Source organism: Fibrobacter intestinalis (assembly GCF_900167415.1).
Lineage (GTDB): Bacteria > Fibrobacterota > Fibrobacteria > Fibrobacterales > Fibrobacteraceae > Hallerella > Hallerella intestinalis.
This window is the reverse complement of record NZ_FUWU01000015.1, coordinates 39,875-59,609: the sequence shown is the minus strand read 5'-3', so window position 1 is coordinate 59,609 and position 19,735 is coordinate 39,875. Positions and strand designations below refer to the sequence as shown.

Annotated in this window: 18 protein-coding genes and 1 pseudogene; 1 reads left to right on the top strand and 18 read right to left on the bottom strand. The window is 47.5% G+C overall.

Annotation, left to right across the window (positions count from 1 at the left end; all coding sequences use genetic code 11):
• From B5D40_RS05795 to B5D40_RS05705, 18 genes and pseudogenes are all read right to left on the bottom strand, one after another.
• The coding region (locus B5D40_RS05795) for a PD-(D/E)XK nuclease family transposase (RefSeq protein WP_200804172.1) at positions 1-465 on the bottom strand (465 nt) is incomplete at its 3' end.
• Positions 466-766: 301 nt separating this feature from the next.
• Positions 767-1,789 (bottom strand): fibrobacter succinogenes major paralogous domain-containing protein, encoded by a 1,023-nt coding sequence (locus B5D40_RS05790; RefSeq protein ID WP_158222109.1) that lies wholly within the window; start codon positions 1,787-1,789, stop codon positions 767-769.
• A 23-nt stretch (positions 1,790-1,812) separates the two neighbouring features.
• Positions 1,813-2,400 (bottom strand): GIY-YIG nuclease family protein, encoded by a 588-nt coding sequence (locus B5D40_RS05785; RefSeq protein WP_078776151.1) that lies wholly within the window; start codon positions 2,398-2,400, stop codon positions 1,813-1,815.
• A 136-nt stretch (positions 2,401-2,536) separates the two neighbouring features.
• Entirely contained in the window at positions 2,537-4,093 is a 1,557-nt protein-coding gene (locus tag B5D40_RS05780; RefSeq protein WP_078776150.1) for a fibrobacter succinogenes major paralogous domain-containing protein, read from the bottom strand.
• Between the two features lie 29 nt (positions 4,094-4,122).
• On the bottom strand, positions 4,123-4,695 hold the full coding sequence (locus B5D40_RS05775; RefSeq protein ID WP_078776149.1) for a GIY-YIG nuclease family protein: 573 nt from the start codon (positions 4,693-4,695) through the stop codon (positions 4,123-4,125).
• Positions 4,696-4,853: 158 nt separating this feature from the next.
• Positions 4,854-5,903, bottom strand: coding sequence for a fibrobacter succinogenes major paralogous domain-containing protein (locus tag B5D40_RS05770; protein WP_095849516.1), 1,050 nt, complete (start codon positions 5,901-5,903; stop codon positions 4,854-4,856).
• 33 nt (positions 5,904-5,936) lie between these two features.
• Positions 5,937-6,527, bottom strand: a complete 591-nt coding sequence (locus B5D40_RS05765; protein ID WP_158222110.1) for an InlB B-repeat-containing protein — start codon at positions 6,525-6,527, stop codon at positions 5,937-5,939.
• Between the two features lie 307 nt (positions 6,528-6,834).
• Positions 6,835-8,721 carry a hypothetical protein gene (locus B5D40_RS05760; protein WP_078776147.1) on the bottom strand — a complete coding sequence of 629 codons (1,887 nt, stop codon included), beginning with the start codon at positions 8,719-8,721 and terminating at the stop codon, positions 6,835-6,837.
• A 17-nt stretch (positions 8,722-8,738) separates the two neighbouring features.
• On the bottom strand, positions 8,739-9,062 hold the full coding sequence (locus tag B5D40_RS05755; RefSeq protein WP_078776146.1) for a hypothetical protein: 324 nt from the start codon (positions 9,060-9,062) through the stop codon (positions 8,739-8,741).
• Complete coding sequence (locus B5D40_RS05750; RefSeq protein WP_095849518.1) at positions 9,059-9,694, bottom strand: RipA family octameric membrane protein; 636 nt, start codon at positions 9,692-9,694, stop codon at positions 9,059-9,061. The genes B5D40_RS05755 and B5D40_RS05750 overlap by 4 nt, the downstream gene beginning before the upstream one ends.
• A 570-nt stretch (positions 9,695-10,264) precedes the next feature.
• Positions 10,265-10,651, bottom strand: a complete 387-nt coding sequence (locus B5D40_RS16475) for a tyrosine-type recombinase/integrase (RefSeq protein WP_369832909.1) — start codon at positions 10,649-10,651, stop codon at positions 10,265-10,267.
• Positions 10,652-11,093: 442 nt separating this feature from the next.
• Positions 11,094-11,327: pseudogene (locus tag B5D40_RS16470) on the bottom strand (tyrosine-type recombinase/integrase); the annotation flags it as partial.
• Positions 11,328-11,991: 664 nt separating this feature from the next.
• On the bottom strand, positions 11,992-13,011 hold the full coding sequence (locus B5D40_RS05735) for a hypothetical protein (RefSeq protein ID WP_078776142.1): 1,020 nt from the start codon (positions 13,009-13,011) through the stop codon (positions 11,992-11,994).
• Between the two features lie 64 nt (positions 13,012-13,075).
• A complete protein-coding gene (gene rpmA, locus B5D40_RS05730) occupies positions 13,076-13,330 on the bottom strand; it encodes a 50S ribosomal protein L27 (protein WP_078776141.1) in 255 nt (84 codons plus the stop codon).
• Positions 13,331-13,332: 2 nt separating this feature from the next.
• The gene (gene rplU / locus B5D40_RS05725) at positions 13,333-13,821 is read right to left on the bottom strand and encodes a 50S ribosomal protein L21 (protein ID WP_073302177.1); all 489 of its coding nucleotides are present in this window, start codon (positions 13,819-13,821) and stop codon (positions 13,333-13,335) included.
• Positions 13,822-13,954: 133 nt separating this feature from the next.
• Entirely contained in the window at positions 13,955-14,827 is an 873-nt protein-coding gene (locus B5D40_RS05720; RefSeq protein ID WP_078776140.1) for a hypothetical protein, read from the bottom strand.
• Between the two features lie 526 nt (positions 14,828-15,353).
• Entirely contained in the window at positions 15,354-16,322 is a 969-nt protein-coding gene (locus B5D40_RS05710) for a glycosyltransferase family 2 protein (RefSeq protein ID WP_078776138.1), read from the bottom strand.
• Between the two features lie 59 nt (positions 16,323-16,381).
• The gene (locus tag B5D40_RS05705) at positions 16,382-18,322 is read right to left on the bottom strand and encodes a LamG-like jellyroll fold domain-containing protein (protein ID WP_078776137.1); all 1,941 of its coding nucleotides are present in this window, start codon (positions 18,320-18,322) and stop codon (positions 16,382-16,384) included.
• A gap of 98 nt (positions 18,323-18,420) precedes the next feature.
• On the opposite strand from B5D40_RS05705, the gene B5D40_RS05700 reads away from it, so the two are divergent.
• Positions 18,421-19,374, top strand: a complete 954-nt coding sequence (locus tag B5D40_RS05700; protein ID WP_078776136.1) for a lysylphosphatidylglycerol synthase transmembrane domain-containing protein — start codon at positions 18,421-18,423, stop codon at positions 19,372-19,374.
• Positions 19,375-19,735: the final 361 nt, after the last annotated feature.

Genomic DNA, 19,735 nt, shown 5'->3' with positions numbered 1-19,735 from the left:
TTCCAGGGAGAGGCTTTCCGGCGAGGACTCCATCGCCTGCTTGCCCTTGATGGCGAGGAACGCGCTGTAGAGCAGCATCCGGTCCACGAGGAAGGAGTGCTTCGCCCGCTGCATCTCGATGTCCAGGAAGCGTCCGTCCTCGGTGAAGGCGTGGATGTCGAAGACCACCGTCTTCGGCCCGGGGATGCGGAACTCCACGGGGTCCGCGAAAGTGAAGGAGAGCCGTTCGATGCGGCGTCCCGGGGGCAGGCGGAGCAGGGCGTCGAGAAAGTCCTTCAGGGCGGCCTCGTCGGAGAAGAAGGCGCGGAAGGCGGGGTCGTAGAGCGGGTCCAGGTAGGTTTTCCCCCGGAGGATGGGCGGGATGCGGCTTTCCCCGGCTTCGGTGCCCTTGTCGTGGGCCCTGTCGAGGGACGGATTTTGCGGAAATTGCGAGATTTGCGAGAATTGCGGATTTTGCGCGGGCATAGTGCTCCTTTGAAAAAGAAAAGACATCCAGATTTTTGGATGCCATTGCGGAGCTTTCGTGCGCGGGAGGGATTATAGGAAAGCCCGAAATTTTGTCAATGGTGAATTTGTAAACAATTTGTAAAAGGTGCGGTTGGCGACTAGTGGTTAGCGGCGAGTGCCCTTAGACAGGCTCAAGGACCACCGGTTAGTGTGCTTGCCGAAGTACTACAATTCCTAATGTTCCATAGCCGTGACTACAGCAAAGCAGCGGAAAAGGATGGACGGCCTTGCCTACGGCTAGGCCGTCGCATTGCTCGTCTCAGTCAAAATCCTTGACGCAACGAATCGAGAATCCATAATTTTTAATATCGGTATACGGTTTTGCTCGTCCAATGTCATGGTAAAGTTGCCAAGCGTATGTGCGACTGCTACTCCCCTCCGTAGAAGTCCAAAAATGAGGAAATTCACCAACTTTAGCAAAAGCCCCATAGTCATAAAGAAATCCTGAAGGCAACACGGAAAAGCCGTATTCATCCGTACCATTATCGCCTTTGTACCATCCGTTAGCGGATTTGAGCTTTTTCCCGGCGACACTCGTGTCGCCGATAGTCTCAATCAAAGTCCACCATTCCGCATTACTAGGCAGGTGCCAGCCTTCGGGGCAGACTCCGCGAATTGATTCCTTTGCAGAGCAAGTTTTGCCATAATAACCACAGCCCTTGCCACCATCGCCAAAGACCCCGGCACTGTCCATGGCAGCACTCCAAAGGTAGAGCCTTCCGTATTTGGCGCAAGAATCCGGCTTGTTGCTGTAGCAGAAACTGGAGGAAACTTCTGTACTTGTTGGCTGCAAATAAGCGTAATTCAAATTCTCCGCCATCCAAATTTGATCGCCAATTTTCACGGTCTTGTAAACCTGACCGTCGCGGGAGTCCTGAAACATCCCGTAGGAGATGTATGGATTCAGATATTTCCAGTTCGGCTTTTCCTGGATTTCCGTTACAGACGAGCTGGAAACTTTTTCACTGGACGAAGAAACGATTGCCGACGAGCTGGATGACGACTCAAAAATCGAATTACCGTCCATTGTCACGACTCTTCCATCGCTCAACGTGATGTAGCCTGTGTTCGGATCAAATACGCCCACCACACTGCCGTTTGCATCGCGGACGGTCAAATCCGAGTAAACATCCCCCACAGGAACCTGAGAGACAAGGGTTGTATTGGAGTCTGCTTCGGGAATAGTGTTTCCATTCACGGAAGAGCCGCTGTCGCTGCAGGCGGCGAGAAAAAGCATTATCATTAACCCTAAAATGGATTTCTTGAATTTGTGCCGATTCATATGATCTCCTGTATGGCCGTTCTTCATAAACGCCAGTTGGCGAAGGGATAGTCATGATGTGCAGCCTTATAATTCAAGAGAAGCTGCTTTTCTACAATTTCCGGATCGATATCCAAACCAGAAAGGGAAAACCAGAAGATTTCCAATTCAGGAACTTCCTTTAGCAAGCAAATCGCACGTCCACCACGATGGGATTTTTTTGATGTTTTGCCCTTTACGATGTCATCGACAAATTCCATATAGCAAGAAACTCTGTCATTTAGATTTTCGGCTTTGCCGATATAGAGCAATCTCGAATTTCGCTTCAATTTTTCATTGACTGCTTCCCATTTTTTATCGAACCAGCCGCCTTTTATCGCCTTGTATTCAAGGGACTCGGCGGTGCATAAAGTCAAATTTTGGGGCTCCGTCCACTGCCCGACAAAATAAAGCCCGGGAGCTTCGGGGATTTCGCAATTCTTATTCTTGATGCTAGCAATCAAGTCTTTAATCCGGTGAACATCCTTTTTGGGGACATTTCGAATTCTTTCTCGAATTTGAGGCATGCAATTTTGAAATTTTTGGATAGAACCTAAGTGCACGAGTCCTTCGATTTCTTTCATTGTTTCCATTGTGATTACTCCTTTTTTTAGGTGAATTTTTGGGATTGTACTTGCCGAAGCATGGTTGCGGCCCTTCGACAAGCTCAGGGACCGGTTCTCAAAGCACGCTAACCAAGGCTCAGAGACCGCTTATCGAAGGGCTGCCTCACTCTGAGTCCTTGAGGCAACGGACGGAATACCCGAGGCTCTTGTCGAAGTAACCCGAGAACACGCCCTCGTAGCCGCTGTCGAAGCCCCAGAAGTACGCATCGTTGCTGCCGTCCTCCGTAGAACTCCAGAAGTAAGCGCCCTTGCCGACATTGCCGTAATGGCCAGTGCCACCGCAGTAGCCCGCTGGCAACACGGAAAAGCCGTAAATGTCCATGCCATAGCCATCACTGTACCAGCCGCTCTTGGACTTGAGGAGTATTCCGGCAATACTCGTGTCGCCGACGGTCGCGAATAGAATCTTCCATTCCGTATTGCTGGGCAAATGCCAACCTTTCGGACAAACGCCTCGAACCGATTCCGTCGCATTGCACTTTACTTTGTAGCCGCAGCCCTTGCCGCCATCGCTAAAGACCCCGGCGCTGTCCATCGCGGCACTCCACCAATAAAACCGTCCATATTTGGCGCAGGAATCCGGTTCGTTTCTGTAGCAGAAGCTAGAGGAATCTTCTGTACTTGTTGGCTGCAAGTAGGCGTACTTCAAATTCTCCGCCATCCAAATTTGCTCGCCGATTTTCACAGTCTTGTAAACCTGACCATCACGGGAATCGGTGAACTCTCCATAATCGATAGATGAACTCGACACAGCTTCTACGCTAGAGGATGAAACAGGCTCCGTATTCTGATTAAATGCACTAGAGTCATTAAAAGCACCCGAGTCCCTGAGGCAACGTACGGAATACCCGCTGTACTTGTGGTAGTGGTAATCCGAGAACACGCGCCCGTAGGCGGAGCTGAATTCCCAGTAGTACGCATCGTCGCTGCTGACCTCCGTAGAAGTCCAGAAGTCGGCGCGCTCGCCGGCGTAGTGGTAACCGTCACCGCCACCAAGGCGGCTGCCCGCCGGCAACACGGAAAAGCCGTATTCGTCCGTGCTGCCATCATTGAGCCAACCGCTCTTGGACTTGAGCTTTGTTCCTGCGACATACTCACCACCGACAGCCGCGAACAACGTATTCCATTCCTCTTTGCTGGGCAGGTGCCAGCCTTCGGGGCAGACTCCGCGAACCGGTTCCTTTGCAGAACAAGTCAGGCCAAAACCACAGCCCTTGCCGCTGTCGCTAAAGACTCCGGCACTGTCCATGGCGGTGCTCCACAGGTAGAGCCTGCCATACTTGACGCAGAGATCCCGCGCGGCGTTGGGGCAGTAGCTATTGGCAGTCTCATAATTCAAATTCTCCGCCATCCATGTTTGGGTTCCAATGGTCACGGTCTTGTAGAACTGACCATCGCGGGCATCCGTGAGAGTTCCGTAAGAAATTGCAGATGAACTAGAACTACTGGAAACGACTTCCATCGACGAGGAGCTTACTTCTGTCATAGACGAGCTCGGCGCAACTTCTACGCTAGAGGATGAAACTTCTGGCAACAACGAATTTGAAGATATGGCCGAAATCGGTCCCCCATTCACGGAAGAGCCGCTGTCGCCGCAAGCGGCGAGGAAAAGCATTATCAACAAACCTAAAACCGATTTCTTGAATTTGTGCCGATTCATATAATCTCCTATATGGCCATGCTATTCTTTTATAAACGCCAGTTGGCGAAGGGATAAGCCTCGCGACCTTCAAGTCCAGCGTTAGGATTGTCTTCCTTGTATTTTTTCAGCAGAGCTTTTTCCAGCTCTTTCGCTTCGCTTGCATCTTTGGTTTGAATCCAGCAAACGCCCAGTTCTTTGGCATTTTCTAATTGCCAAATGGCGCGCCCACCTTGATGATTTGATGATTTTCCTTTTTGAAAATCTTCTTGGCTTTTCATATAATTCCTTAATCGGTCTTTCAAACCATACTTAGAATCTTCCGATTCAGGATTCGCTTTCCCGATATAGAGAACGACATCGCCTGCGTTCAATTTTTTCTCCAACGAATCCAATTCATACCATTTAACACGCGTCCCCTTTTCGAGATTGCAAGCTTTTGCCGAACAAGCCCGCAAGGATTTTGTGTCATCGATTTTGCCGACAAAGTAAACTCCGGCAGATTTTGGAACATCGACTTTCCCAGCCTGCAAATCTTTTATTGGGAAAGGACCTTCTATATTAAAATCCTTCGCATTAATAGATTGCAGTAATTTTTGAATTGATTCTTTCATTGTTTCCATTTTGATTACTCCTTTTTTTAGGTGAATTTTTGGGGTTGTGCCGAAGCACTGACAATTCCTAATGTTCCATAGTCGTGACTACAGCAAAACAGCGGAAAAGGAAGGGCGGCCTTGCCTACGGCTAGGCCTCAGCTAGGAGCGGGGGCCCTACCCCGCCCCTAGTTGAGGTCCCTGAGGCAACGTACGGAAAACCCGTGGTGCTTGCTGTCGTAATCCGAGTTCACGTCCTCGATGTCGAAGCTGAAGTACCAGTAGTACGCATTGTAGCTGCTACCCCCCGTAGAACTCCAGAAGAAGGCGTGCTCGCCGGCGTCGAGGTAACTGCCACCGACACGGCGGTCGCCCGCCGGCAACACGGAAAAGCCGTATTTGTCCGATCCGTTGCCGCTTTTGCCATCATAATCATCCCAGCCACTAGTGGACTTCAGCTTTGTTCCTGCGACACCCGTACCGCCGACAGTCTTAAACAGAGTCTGCCATTCCCCATCACTGGGCAGATGCCAACCTTCGGGGCAGACACCGCGAACCGGATACGTCGCCTTACATGTCACACCATAACCACCGCAACCCTTGCCGCCATCGCCAAAGACCCCGACACTGTCCATCGCTGCAGCCCAAGTGTAGAGCCGTCCATACTTGGCGCAGGAATCCGGCTCGTCGTTGTAGCAGTAACTTTTAGCGGTTCCTCCATTGTAATCATAGTTCAAGTTCTCCGCCATCCAAATTTGCTCGCCGATTTTCACGGTCTTGTAGAACTGACCATCGCGGGCATCCGTGAGAGTTCCGTAAGAAATTGCAGATGAACTAGAACTACTGGAAACGACTTCCATCGACGAGGAGCTTACTTCTGTCATAGACGAGCTCGACGCAACTTCTACGCTAGAGGATGAAACTTCTGGCAACAACGAATTTGAAGATATGGCCAAAATCAGTCCCCCATTCATCGTCACGACATTTCCATCGCTCAGCGTGATGTAGCCTGTGTTCGGGTCAAATACGCCCACCACATTGCCGTTTGCATCGCGGACAGTCATGTCCGAGTAAACATCCCCCACAGGAACCTGAGAAACAAGGGTCGCATTGGGGTCCGCTTCGGGGATGGCGTTCCCGCTGGCGGAAGATCCGCTATCGTCGCCACAGGCGGCGAGGAAAACGATGGCGAGAATGGCGAGTGCGAAAATGGGATTTCTAAAATCATGCAGAGTCATAAAATCTCCAATATCTTATAATGTTTCTGTTTCTTATTTCACGCGGATTTTCTGAATTTCCTTGCCTACGCGGACGATGTAAGCGCCGGCATTCGGCATTTCAAGCGAGAATACGGGCGCATTCACCACACCGCGATGCAGTACACGGCCCTGCAAATCCAGCAGGTTAAAGGCTGCGCCAATGCGGGCGTTCTGGATTTGGAGAGTGCGGTTTTGAACGTGGAGGTTGAAGCGGGGATGCGCGCTAAAGTGGATTGCGTCCGTCTTTTCCCACTTGGCGGAAATACGGAGTCCCTCTACAATCTGGATGGTGTCGCCGGGCATTCCCAGTTTTTCATCGCCGTTGTACCAGCCGACAAATTCATAGCCGTCTTTTGCCGGAGCGTCGGGGAGAATAAATTGAATACTAGCCGCCGTGTCCGTTTTGGAAGTGCCGTCATCAATCGTAATGGTATAAATTTTTATGCTGTCAAAGACAGGGGTGTACTCGACATCAGCGACTGCAGCAGTAATCGATGGATTCCATTTTTTAAAAGTGTAAGCATAATTCTCGGAATTTGGACGTGTCGGTTTTGCGCCTTGGTAAGCTACGGAAGCACCGTAGCTCAAAAGAGCGCTTTGCAATACTTCACCTGCGTAATCCAGAAAGACAACGGAAAATTCACGTTCTGTGCTATCGAATATTGCCGTATAAATTGCTGCGCCTTCGACGGTTTCCGTAATTGCTGGACTCCAACACTTAAACGTATATTAATATTTTGCAGATTTCGCTTTTTCAGGAGTCGTTCCCTTGTAAACAATTGAATCGCCATAGTTTAGGATGCCCCTTTGCAAAGTTTCGCCATCAAAATTCACGAAAGAAATTTCATAACTGCGGAGTGTGCTATCATATTGAGCGGTATAAATTGCGTTCGCTTTAACACTATCGATTTTAGGGTTCCAACCTTTGAATGAGTAGGCGTATTGTGCCGTGTTGTCTCGCGAAGGTGCTGGCAGAGACGTTGGGACCGTACTCGAGCGTATCTGTTTGCAGCAATTCTCCATCGAAATCTACGAAAGAAATTTCATAACTGCGAAGTGTGCTATCATATTGAGCGGTATAAATTGCATTCGCTTTAACACTATCGATTTCGGGGTTCCAACCTTTGAATGAGTAGGTGTATTGTGCCGTATTGTCTCGCGAAGGTGTTGGAAGAGACGTTGGGAACGATCCGTACTCGAGCGTATCTGTTTGCAGCGTTTCGCCAGCGAAATCTACGAAAGAAATTTCATAACAGACCGAGAAAATCGTCACATCACGATTAATTGTTGAATTTATGGAAACCCAGTTGCCGAGGGAATCTTTACCAATAACATTTAGAAACTCGGTGGGAATCAATCCTTGAAAGTTTGTATACAGTGTGTCCACTTGATTTCCGGACGTGGAGATAACCCAATTGATGATGACCCGATGAATTGCTAAATGGCCAGAATCTGCAAAAACCGGATAACCAATGCTGTCCCTACTCCATACTCCGCTATTTTCTTCCGTGCCGTTGCTCGTATTCAAGCTCCAAGCGAAAGCGTCGGTCTGCATATTGGCAGTGGTAAGACTATTTACGTTAACGATAGTGGATTTTTGATAGCTTACCGCTGAGAATCCCGGCAAAATATCAGAATCATAATAATTGTTGACGATTTGAGCAGAATTGTAGTTGGTACCTGCAACCCCACCTTTGTATTTAGGCGCATAGATAGAATCTGCTAATGAAAACGAATTTTTAACTATCGCCGATGTACTGGAATTTACAGCAACAAGACCTCCTGCCGACCAATAATTTGATTTTCCCAAAAGGACATTGCTTGTGTCAAAATTAGCGTTATAATATACTGCAGCGGCTTGTCCTTTATTAATGCTATTTATAACACTTCCTCCATTATATCCAACAATTCCGCCCGCTGCATCTTCAGAAACGACATTTCCGTAATTGATACATTGTCCAACTATTCCGATATTGTAACTAGCAATTCCTCCAGCAAAATCCAAATCGCTTGCAAAACTTTTTACTACCCCATAATTTGTACAAGTTTTAATTTCCCCGACATTTTTTCCGGCAATCCCTCCTGAATATCTACTTCCGGATCGATAAAATATCAGTCCTGTATTCTCGCAATTTTCAATATGGCCATGATTGATTCCTGCAATGCCACCAATCGAAGTAGAATCGCTGTAATTTTTCCCAGCATAAATATCGCCGCTATTTCGGCAATCTGTAATAATACCTTTGTTATTACCAACAATACCTCCCGAAGAAGATGTTGAAGATACAGAATGAGCGATGCCACTATGGGAATCGTTTTTGACGATTCCATAATTATACGCCACTAACCCACCTGCATGCTGATTGCCATTGATGGAATCCTTTTTCATGTTCACATTCCGCACAATGCCAGCCGTATCCAGCACACCCACTAGTCCGCCGAAGTCGCTTCCGTTTGTGTAAACGCCATAAATTGAAAAATCGGCTCCATCTAAAATACCTTTGAAGCGGTGCAAATCGTCTTTACCGATAGGTGTCCATGGGCTGGTCGTGTTCGTTTTCGACGTGTCAGACCCAAACACAATGTCGTTGGCAAGCACTGCGTTAATGCTATCATTGCCGTTATTCACCTGCGCCGCAATCCAGGCAAGTTCCTCTGGCGTGGTAATCACGTAGAAGCTCTTGCCGTCTATCTTTTTCATGTTTTCCGGCTCGCTGTTGGAACCCGTCCACGCCGCCCCAAAACTGAAAGAGGCGAACAGAGCGAGCAATAGGAATAAGGATTTGAGTTTTTGCATTTGACAGTCTCCTATTTTTACTTGGAATTTTCTTTAGGAATTGTTTGAAAATCACTGATTTTTATTTCGCATTTTTTCCCGTCATATTCCGCTGTAAACGAATAATTGAAACTTTGTATTTGGGCTTGATTTGTTGAATCTTTTTCTTCTTTGCTGCAATCCTTACAGCACCAGATAAGAATGATTGGAATGACCAGCATTACTGATGCGAGAATTTTTACACATAAATTCATTTCACAACCTCCTAAAGAAATCAAACCATACCCGACAAACAGGCTAAATGCCATCGACAAGGACAAAGTCAATAACCAATCTTTTGGCTCGAACTTTTTCATTTTCATTTCCCCTTCACCGAGAATAAGTCAAAGACGATTTCCTTTTCTTTTGTTTTAACATTTCCCCGGGCGTTGAATATAAAGGCGATAATTCCTATGGCCGCCACCACCAAGATGCCGATATAGAACGCAAAAGAAATTTCTTTGACAAAGGATTTTCGGCAAAATTCCACCCCTTCATAAGCGAACAATCCTGCCGCACAAAACGCTACCACATAACCGGCAATCAAGTTGACCTTGGAAACGGAAAAGGAATTCGCTTTGTAAATTTTAAAAAGCGGGCCAGTCACCTTGTCTTCCAGCAAGGCAATGTGATGTTCCCAATTCTCTTGCCAATGTTTGGAACCTTTGGCGACTAGAATCCATGCGATGGCAAAGAACAGTCCCAATCCGGATAGAACCAGTAAAGGAAATTTTCCGTGAGCCTTATCGTAAATGCTGATCAAGACGTTGTAATAAGCGACGTAAATGGTTGTGATGAATGCCCAAAAATACTTCGCCCGTTCCCAATAAAGTTTAATTTCAAATTCCCGTGTTTGAGCGGCACGTTCGTAAGCTTTTTCATAATGATTTGAGGGAAACAAAGCTTCGTACTCCTTCTTGTCGTTTATCGGACGATCATAAGAATGTTTCATCATTACCTCGATTGAAATCCTTTATGCTGAAATAGTCCAATTCAAATCCTTAATGCAGACATTTTTGGAGAAGTTGAAGTTTTTCGTCATGAGGAACGCCCTGTTAAAACAAATCTTTTCGGGCGTAAAGGAAAATTTCAAACAATGCCGCGAAATCCTGGCGGCTCGAAAATTGGAGGCAAGCAACGAAAAAACGGAAACGGGCGAATCTTTTCCTTGGAAAAATTCAACTCTAGCGATTCTTCGCTGGACATTTTTATTTGCCATTCTCTGCGTTCCTCTTTTTTCGCAGAAGTACTCTTCTGCGAAAAAAGCATTTCGGGATGGAGTGTTGAACGGCACTTTTTCCCGACTCGGAGCCGCCACCGAGCAAAAAGGGGACAGGCGGGAACACGTCCGACAGGGAAAACCGCTTGCCGAGGTTAGGATTCATGGTCTTGGAGTTGATTTTCGTCAAATTTGCAAAGAACCGGTAGGAATTTTTATCCTTTGCGTATTGACAAGTTCACAAATCCTACTTATATTTCGTTTATCGTTTATAAAAACTTTCGCAGAAGAGTACTTCTGCGAAATTCACTGCTGGGTCGGCTTGCGCCCGGAACCTCCCGATTTTCCAAAATTTTCGTTCCAATAATCACAATTTCTTTGCCCGCTTTGATTTTGCGCCCGCTTCGGGTTCTTCACGAATTTCCAAAACGCCTCCTGCACGCGCCGCTTGCTCTCGAAAGTCGGGTGAACGTAAAGGTCGAGAGTCGTGTGGGTGCTGGCATGGCCGAGGGTCGCCGAGAGGGTTTTCAGGTCCGCCCCGGAAGTCAGCGCGTGGGTGGCGAAGGTATGCCGTAACACATGAACGTTCGTTTCCGCAACCCCGGCGATTTTCAGGAAGCGCTTGAAGTGGTTCTGCAATGTCCGCTGGTCGTGCTTCACCAGAAAACTGTCCGGGGAATTTTCCCTCGCCATTTTTTTTCAGCCATTGGAGCAGATTTTCCGGGATGGGGATTTCCCGATGGCCGCTTTCGCTTTTCGGCGGGCAGAGCTTGCGGACGGTCTTCGGGGGCTTGGCATTTTCCATTTCGGCAGCGGCATTTTCGTCTGCGCCTTTTGCCGTTTTGCCCTTGTCATTGGGCAGCCGTTCCAGCGTCCCGTGAATTTTGATGGTGTTCCGCACAAAGTCGAAGTCCGAAAATTTCAGGGCGCAAACTTCGCCGAGGCGCATCCCGGTGAATGCAATCAGCAAGAGACTCCGGGCCGAATTTTCCAGTTTTGGATTTTCGTTCTTTTCCAGCGCACGAATCAGCGCGGCCAGTTCCTCGGGTGAGAGGGGAACCGCTTCCCCTTTCCGAGTCGTCCCAGCGTGGGGAAAATCCAGCGCACCCAAATCCTCCGGCGAAAGTGCCGATTTCAAAATCTGCTGCAAGGTCGCCAGCACGAAACGCCGCGTCGAAACCGCAAGCTCTCCGAGAGCGCGCTCCGCAAAATCCCTCACGAGAGCCGAATCGAAACCGACCAGCTCCACTTCGCCAAAATACGGCAGCAAATGCTTCCGCAGAATATTTTCGTATTTCGCCCGGGAACTCTCGCTCCAACTCGCACACTTCTTTTCAAACCACCTTTCCGCCGCTTCCTTGAACCGCATCGCGTCTCCTTTGTTACATTACGGTGCAAAGTTTGCAAAAAAAGACGTACTCTGGCGACTTGCTGTCTGGCGTTTTTCCGTCATTGCGAACCCCACAGGGGTTATACGACACTTGTCAATTTATTGACTTAGTGGAGTTATCCTCTATGTGGATATACGACACTTGGTAACTTTGTTACCTTAGTGGAGTTATACTCGAAGTGTAGAAGCAATCCTTTTTTTGCAGATAGGATTGCCGCGGCGGCGCATCCCTGAAACTCGGAATCTCCGATTCCGTAGTTGAAGTATCCCTGGAAGGGACAATTCGCCTAAAGGAAGCAGAGCTTTCAAGGCTCATGGGTCGCTACGCTCCTCGCAATGACGGGATGCCAGCAAGGATTGCTTCGCCTTGCTCGCAATGACGTACCGCTGGCGATGACTTGTGTTCCATTTGACAAAGGCCGACTTTGCATCGAAACAGGCATTTTTCATTTAGTCGAAAACCCAAAATGCGAAAAAAACGGCAGACAGCCGTTTCTCCCAACTTCCAACTAGCCATGGTTCGGCTAGTTCGACAAGCGGTTACCGAGCTTGCCGAGGTGCACTAACCAGCGATCCCTGAGCTTGTCGAAGGGCGCTAGCCGCTAGCTGCTGACCACTCCTAACTCCCACTCCCCACCTTCACCTATCGGGCAAGCATTTTCCAAACATCCCCCGAACCAGCCGGGCGACCGAGCAAATCGAACGCTTTGTCAGAAATAGCGGGAATCCAGCTGCGGGCGGGCAGCTTCCGAATCGACTCCGTCCCTTCAAACGGAGCTTCTTGAACGTCTATTTCACGAAGGGTCACAAATTTGTAGTAAGGATGATCCTTGTCCGAACGCATGAGAATCGTGCCGCCGCCTTCCAAAATCGGCGCATAAGCGTCCGAATAGGAACAGCCCGAAACCGTTTCGCTATACGCTCCGCGGAAATCTGTTCCCGAGTCCTCAATGGCACCGACGGGTTCCCATTTTCCGGGAGGGGTCGCATTGGATGTCGAATCGATATAAAGTTCCAGGCGGACAGTTCCCGCGTCCTTGTTGTAAACGATATACTTCATGCCAATCCACTTTCCGACGGGCAGCACGTTTCCATTCCAGAGCGGATCCTGATTCCCCACTCCCGATGTCGTGCGATAATAGCTTTCCGGGTGTTTCCACTCCTTTTCAAAATCCCATTTGCCGTCGTTGCGAAAACGGGCGTAATACGTCGTCGCATCGCAGTCGTCGCCACCGCTGGAAGCGTGCCCAAGCGGTCCCGAACGCATACCGACAACCATGCCGCCGTAATTTTCGCCACCCAAGGCGTCCCGCATAAAGTAGCCCGTCCATTCGGAGTTCAAAAAGAACTGCGTCGAAGAACCGTGCAGGCTGTTCAAGTGAAATCGCGGTCCGTCGTTCCAGTTCATCTGCATGATTCCCTGGCCATCGATATCAAAAGAGCCAGAACCGGCGCTGTGGCTTTCCGTCCAGCCCCAAGGATCGTCCGGATCCCCGTCCCATTCGACCGAGCGAGCCTTTCCATTCGCCCAATGGGAGGAATTCCATTCCTCCGTTCCCGTTTTTGTCCGATAGATTTTCTTAAACCCGAAAGCATCGACAGGCTCTTCGGCAAAAAGAACCGATCCCAAGCAAAGCAACGAGAGCGCAAATTTTTTTTTCATAGACCCAATCCCTAAAAAAATAGCCGAGTTTGCACTCGGCCTTGTTTAAATGCGTTTTGACGCTCTACGATTCCGGATAGACCGAAACCTTTTGCGCACCAGCATTCTGTTCGAACTTGACTTTTCCGTCAACAAGAGCGAACAACGTGAAGTCCCTGCCCATGCCGACGTTTGCACCCGGATGGAAATGAGAACCGCGCTGACGGACAATGATGCCGCCGGCTTTAATCGTTTCTCCGGCGTATTTCTTTACACCAAGATATTTGGCGTTGGAATCACGGCCGTTACGAACGGAGCCTTGACCTTTCTTGTGAGCCATTATTAAGCCTCCTTCGACTTGCGGATGGAATTCTTTTTGACTTTAGCGGGCTTCGGAATGCCTTGAGCGATCTTTTCCTTGCGGGTCAGAGGAACGTTCTGCACCTTCTGAGCGGCAAGAGCCTTGACGCGGGCGCGGTTGCGTTCGACAATCTTCGGATCGACCACTTCGGATTCTGCACCGGAATGAAGTTCCGTGACAAGCACTTCCGTATAGCCCTGACGATGACCGTTACGACGGACGTAGCGGGTACGACGCTTCTTTTTGAAGACAATCACCGTATCTTCTTTGTCGTGGGCGAGAACTTCGACCTTGACAGAAGCATCATCCAGGACAGGGGTGCCGACTTTCACTTCTTTCCCGTTAGAGAAAAGAAGGACGGACTTGAGTTCCAGAGAAGAACCGACAGCAGCATCGACGCTCGGGACCTTGTAAGTCTTACCGACTTCGACTTTATACTGGAAACCACCTGTTTCAACAATAGAATACATAATATTCCTTTTTTTAGGTTTGCTGTGGGTGCAGGAAAATAGAAAACTTTTCCTTTTTTGGAAAGGGAATGTGTGATTTTTTTTGTGAATTATTTGTGGCTAGCTTCAAAATCAGCGGCTTTTTTATCCAGCGTCATTTCCGGACGATATTGATGCCGAGCCATAAAGAATAGCACGTCCGCCGAAAATCATCCTCGTCGTATCCCACATAGCCGTCCAAAGAGAATGCGGCGGAAGGCCCCAAATGCCAGCGTTCGCTCACCGCCCACACTTTCCCCACTTCGGCTTTAAATCCAAAGCCTACGTAGAAATCATCGGAAGAATAATAGTCCCAATCCGCATAAGAGCCAAAGGAATAGCCCAGCGAAGTGCTAAAAAAGGTTCCGTGAAAAACGGAAGAGGTATCCCTGAATGGGAAAATCGTCGCGCCAAAGCCGAAAAAGAATCGGGAAAATTCCGCACCATCCAAAGAGATGGATTCGTTAGTCTCCCCTTCTTTTTTGCGCGTGTATTCGAGATCCCCTTGAGCCACAGTAAATTCCAGCGTCCCATGCAGAGCTACGACGTTCTTGATATTCCATCCTAATTTGAAGGACATTCCCAGTCCCAGGGCATCCAGCTCGCTTTCTTCGTCATAATAATCGTAATAGTCGTCATCCCTTTCCATTTTTAAAATATTGGCCACAAAATTCAGGGAAGGGCTGAAGTAAAAACTGCTGCGGGCTCTTTTCGGGCGGCGCGGATTCTCCGCATTCGGAGTTTGTCCCCTATCGTCAACAAAAGCATCGCTGGAAGCAGAATGGTGCACGGCCTTTGGTGCGGATTCCAATGGCTGCGGATTCGGCGGCTGAGCCGGATAGACAACCGTTCCTTCGGGCAAAGAACGCAATGCAGAAGTGTCCGTCACAATAATGTAGTAAACGGGTGCAGGAGTGCTGGACGTCTGTTGCGCACAAAGCGAGGAGACCAAAATCGCAGCGATAGCCAAAAACAGGTTAAAATTCATAGCCACAAATATAACATTAAAAAAAGGAAATTATACATAATCTTTTGCCAAATACTCGCGATTCTTTTTTCCAAAGGGTGGACCTCTTTTCGCAAGGGGCGTTTTCTTTCACAGGGGGAACTCGGTTCTCAATTCTCAGCTCTCAACTCATAACTTCCAACTCCCAACCGATCCCAAACTTGCTTTAGAAACGCCGCGCTTTATGGTTGGAAATTTTGAGCTTTTAGGAGGAATAAATTACTATGGCGAGAGAGGGAAGCAATCTTTCCTTGAATCCCTGAAAAGTGTATTCCCGGAGAATACACTTTTTTTCAACCAAGCGTCTTCCGCTCTTGTTTGTTCGTGCAATAAAAGCTATCTTTTAGCCGGATTGAGCCGCGGTGGAGGAAAATCCTTGCGGTATGGATAAACCTTAAACTCGGGGCATCCGATTAGCGACAATATCAATCCAGGAGGAGTGCGAACGCACTCCTCTTTTTGTAACCCCGAAAACCTGCACATCCATTTCAGCAAGCCCTACCGCCCTTCAATTTAAAACGTAAGTTTTCAACAAATTCATCACGGCGACATTGACATCGCCAAATTTTTGCCGGTAATGACACCTTGTTTTCAGTTCTGCCGGCAAAAAAATCATCGCTTGTATCCAGGCCTTTGCCAAAGCTGTGCAAATGGAAACGGTGGAAAGTTTTTTTCCGTCTCCAGAACGGCTCGGCGTTTTTTTTGCCATCGACAAGTAACGTGTCACAGCATAAAAGGGAAGTTTTGCAATTTCTTTTGCCGGAAGCAGCCGGAGAGCGGAACGCAAACGATTGCGCTCGGAATAGAATAATTTTTTTGGGGAATAGCGCACCGTGGTTTTCGAACGTTCATGGAAAACTTTGGCGTCCGGGCAGAAGACCGTTTTAAAACCGGCCAACTGATGACGAAAATACCATTCCGTTTCTTCAAAAAAGAGAAAGAAGCTAGCATCCATTCGACCGACGGCTTGCGCGGCTTCCTTACGAAAACTCATCACGGCACCATAGCAGCCGAAGACTTCTTTTTCGCGTACGTCTGCTTCGGAAATATTCAAACCGCTCGCTTCGTTTTCGGCAAAAAGATCGGGACCGAACAGCACCCCGACGGCATTCACCACGCCGCTTTTTTCCATAACCAAACTCGCCACGGAACCCGCATCCGGATGCCTCGCAAAACAGGCCAACAGATGTTCCGCCCAATGCGCATCAAATTCCAAATCCATATTGCAAAGAACTTGGATTTCCGCGTCCATCGTATCTAGCAGCTTATTGCAGGCTCCCGCATAACCTAGATTCTTGTCGCTTGAAATCACCTGGCAAGACAGCCCGGAATTTTGCAGTTTCGAAATGGAATCGTCCACAGAAGCGTTGTCGAAAACGAAAATCCGAACGGACATTGTCTGCATCGCCAAACTGCGCACGCAGTCGGTGAGTTCATCGCCACCATTGTAATTGATGATGCCAACGTCGATATTCATTTTTCAATTTTTCAAAAATGGAATCCTAAAAATTCCCGTTAGAATATACATTCATCTTGTTATTGGCGAATACCGTAGTAACGGATGTAATCGATTTGGCCTTCAAAAAAGCGTTCATTCCAATTCTGATTCATCCCGTCAAATCCGATAGACAAATCATATTCCAACTGGGAGATGTCGCCTTGATAAGCGGCATTCACAATCAATTCGTTATCTTGATAAAGTTGAAGCGCATTGGCCGAACGTATCATACGAATTTCTGTCCACTGATCCGCTTTTAAAGCTTTCCCTTCAAAAATTTGCCACTCAACACTATGCGTTTGGCTGTCGCGAAGGTGGATGCGAAGAATGCCGTCATCTATACGAATCATCCAGCCGTCGCCATAACGTCCAGGAGGTTCCGCAACCAAGATGTTTTGAATTTTACCAAAGGCCTTCGGTTTTAAACGCACGTCGATGACAAATTCGTTCCGTAAGAATGTTTTCGTCAGGGGAAGATATAGCCCGGATTTTCCGTCTAAAGTTAAACTGCTGTCCTCTACTTTCGCATTTCCAACCCTATTGTAGATAGTATTGTTGGCTATTTTGTCCAAACCCACAAAATCCGGGGCATTAAATTCCCAGTCCGCTAAAAGTACATAAGAAGAAGCGCTTCCCAACGAATCTTTACTCATTTGATCCAGACTTCCAAATCGAATATAATCCACATAGCCAACAAAACAACGGTCATGGTAAGACTGGTTCATCGCATCATAACCAAGTCCCCAATTGTACGTTACCTCACCGACGTCTCCTGTATAAGAGGCATCTATTGTCAAGACCCCGTTTTGGAAGACTTTGACGGCATCATCGGAGCGTTCTACACGAATAGCGTTCCATTCATTCAAAAGAAGTTTTTCCCCTGTATATACGTTCCAATCCGCATAGTCCGTATTTTCATCTCGGAAATGAACGGTTAAATAACCGTCATCAACACGAATCATCCAGCCGTCGCCAGAACGTCCGGGAGGTTCTGCGACCAAGATGTTCTTCATCGCGCCAAACTCTGTCGGTTTAATGCGGGCTTCAACAACAAAGGAGTTTTTCTGGAGATCGGACACCAGCGGAATTTCCAGCCCCGAAGAGCCGTCGAAATAGGCTACGCTGTCCTTTACGGTAATTTTGCCTTCTCCCGCCAGCGCATCATGACCATTTCCCGTATAATCCTTGCCGACATTTAAAGAATCGTCAAATTCCCAAGCGGCAATCCACGGACGTTCGCCAGAAGCGGTAGAATCCGTTGAATTTTCCGAAAGTTCGGGATCAATGACCAGCGGGGCGTCTGTATCCAGGCCGGCCGAATCCGGGCGTTCTTCTATAAAATCGTCTTGAATATATCGAACCTTGTCAAAACGGACGTAAAGAACGCTTCCCGGCATATTTTCTGTTTCCGAGGACGGGTCGAAACCTATGGTGAAATGGCCATTCACATTTTCAATAGCGCTTGCGGATTCTGATGCCGCCTTTATGATTCCGTTCACATAGAGAACCGTAAGTTTGCCATAACGCTCCGCACGGATTGTCATCGTATCGTTGACGACCAGAACGTTTTCCGCTTCGAGCCTGTACCATTCGTTACTCGTGGAAATATCCCGCCAAGCAAAAATGGCATTGCCGTTTTCCACGCGAAGTGCCCAAGCGTCCCCGTCCCCGTCAACACCGGCAGAAGCCAAGGTCATATAGCCTTTTTTGCCTTTAAGAAAAATATCCGCTTCTACAGCAAAATCATTTTCGTTAAATGCGGAATCCGTTGGCTGGGCGTAAACACTGTCTTCCGAATTCAACGTCCAGGCGGAGACCGTGGAACGGGAACAAGGAGGTATTTGAAGGGAGGTCAGAGGTATATCCGATGGCAAAGTTTCTTCTGAACCGGCAACATCGCCTTTAGAACAAGCCATAAAAGAAAATAACGTTACACATAATCCCAGAGTCAGATAAAACTTCTTTTGTTCGGCGTTCATAAATAATAGTCTCCAACCTAAAAATAGAACAATAGCATAAATATAAACATTTTTCCCACAAAAAAAACTCCTAGAGAAATAATTCTAAATTAAAACGCATGAACCAACCTGCCAAAAAAATTTTAAAACTCGCCTTTAAAATTTTAATCACCGTGGGCGGCCTTTGTTATGTTTTCTACAAGGTTCCCCTAAACGATGCTTTAAACCTATGGACATCCAAAGCTCTGTTATGGCTTTTGCTTATTTTCGCGCTAACGATCCTATTTATGGCAATTCAAGCCAATCGCTGGAGAGGGCTGTTGCTCAATGAAGGCCGGAAGATCCCTTTTAAATCATTCTACGCTTATATCGCCCTGGGTTACTTTTTCAACAATTTACTGCCGAGCAATTTTGGCGGAGATGCGGTAAAAACGATCGCCTTTGGAAGGCGATTTGGCAAGATGGCAAACTCTGTAGCAGCTATTATCGTTTCCCGAATCATGGGACTACTGGCCATGTTTTTCAGTTTCTTTATAGCATTGCCTTTTGTGGCTGTCGAATACAACATTCCGATGACATACGTCGCTGTCGTCTGCATTTTGGCATTGATTGCCCTCCTTGTCATTTTCCTAGGACTTTTCTCCGACAAAATAAAGCTTCCCGCCCCATTGACCACAAAGTTTCCTTTTCTATTGAAACTGCAAGACGCTTTTTGTCTTTACCGCAAGCATAAAAAAGAATTTTTCTTGTCCGGTTTGGATTCCATTTGGCTACAAGCGATAACCATTATTATTCATTGGGCGTATTTTAAAGCGATGGGAGTGGATGTAAACTTTGCCGTCATTACAGTTTTTACCACTATTATGGTAACTTTCACGATGCTGCCCATTTCCATTAACGGAATAGGCATTCGCGAAAACGTACAAATTAGCCTGTACTCGGGACTTTTAGGCATTCCCGCAGACATCGTTTTAGCTTCTACCTTATTCAGCTATATGCCACTCCTATTCCAAACCATCCAAGGCGCAATCGCATTCGCGATTCTCAAAGAAAAGAATCCTTCCACAAAATAAGGCAACGGGAAAAAAGGATTCTTCGGGCTTATAGCTTTTGAAATTTCTTCATTTTCTAAAATCCTCTATTCAAGCGATGGAGAAAACTTTTAGCCGGATGGATCCGCAATAGAGATCCTGAAAACGATAGAATGCAACCAACCCAACGATAAAAAACGCCGTAAGAAATCGGAACTTTATTTTGGGAATTATATACATTCTTCCACTAAATACTTTCAATTATTTTTTTTCAAAATAAGCATTTCTTTTTCACAAGGTGAACTCGGTTTTCAGTTTTCAGTTCCAACTCCTAACTCTTAACCGGTCCCTGAGCCTGTCGAAGGGCAAGCAAATCGAGGTGGAATTTTGTATATAAATTCCT